This is a genomic window from Brachyspira catarrhinii, assembly GCF_005518285.1.
Lineage (GTDB): Bacteria > Spirochaetota > Brachyspiria > Brachyspirales > Brachyspiraceae > Brachyspira > Brachyspira catarrhinii.
This window is the reverse complement of sequence record NZ_SJDU01000543.1, coordinates 1-1,208: the sequence shown is the minus strand read 5'-3', so window position 1 is coordinate 1,208 and position 1,208 is coordinate 1. Positions and strand designations below refer to the sequence as shown.

The window sequence follows — 1,208 nt, the reverse complement described above, 5'->3', positions numbered from 1 at the left end:
ACAGCAATAGCACCAAGTCCTTTAGGGCCTATCATCTGACCAATCCAAATAGTATGAACTATATTATATTTTTTATATTAAATAGTTGACATAAGAATTTATTTTGATATACTATTGTATCATGGATATCTTTAAAAAATAGGAGATTTATTTTATTATGGAATTAGAATATAAAATAACAAAAGATATTTATCTTGATTTTTATTTGGCAAATAGTAAAGAAAAAGTTGAAGATTTACTTGTAAATAAATATAATTTAAAAAACTATGATGAAAAGATTAAGTTATTAGAGCAAATTATGGGTGTGAAAAAATCTTTTAATTTAGAACCTTCAAATATTAATGATATCAATAGAGATGAATTGGAATATAATATTAGATTAGCTAAATTTTTAGAAGGAAGTTGGAAAACAATTTAATATGGAAAATATTAATACAATTTATGATAAAGATTTTCTAAATGAAGTTCATAGAAAAACAGGTATGGAATTATCTGTAATAGATATGTTATCTAAAGAGTTTAAAGAAAAAATACAGCCCGAGATAGATAATCATTATTTATCTCATTTAGTATCATCTATAGAAAGTATTATTAATAAAGAAAGGATAGAAAGATTTAATGTTCAAATTGCTAATAATAAAAATATTGATAAAGAAGATCGTCAAATAATAATTGATTTTATTAGTAATAATAGGTTTAGATTTTATCCAATTTTATTAAGAAAAACAAAGGGATTGCCTTTACCAGCATCAATTGATTTTATGTATAAAGATGATGGTCAAAGTTCAGGTGCTATAATATATTATGCTGAAGAAATAACAGATAAAAAGCAATTGAGAATATTTATAGCTCATGAATTGGGACATATATATTTTGAAGCTGTATCTAAAATAACAATAGATAAAGATAAATATAGATTAGAAGATTATATTAATTTATTTGCTCTATTTGCTATTGTAGATAAAGATAATTTTTATAACTATAAGTGTAAAGAAATAACAGAAGATAATGTATATAAATCTATTGACAGTATTCTTAGTATACTGTCTCAAGTTTATGTAAAATAAAATTATATTTATATTAATAAGCCTATATGTAAAGTATAGGCTTTTTTATTTTTAAAATATTATTATTAATATAAAAATTTGTCAAAGAATAATTGTAAATTGTCATAGCCTATCAGTGAAAAAATTAAGGAGTATATGAAT

Annotated in this window: 2 protein-coding genes; both read left to right on the top strand. The window is 21.4% G+C overall.

Translation table 11 applies throughout. The annotated features are described in order from the left end of the window. The first annotated feature begins 157 nt into the window (after positions 1 to 157). A complete protein-coding gene (locus tag EZH24_RS12195; protein ID WP_107925661.1) occupies positions 158 to 418 on the top strand; it encodes a hypothetical protein in 261 nt (86 codons plus the stop codon). Position 419: 1 nt separating this feature from the next. After that, positions 420 to 1,067: a hypothetical protein gene (locus EZH24_RS12190; protein ID WP_137999332.1), complete on the top strand. Its 648-nt coding sequence runs from the start codon at positions 420 to 422 to the stop codon at positions 1,065 to 1,067. The last annotated feature ends 141 nt before the right edge of the window (positions 1,068 to 1,208 follow it).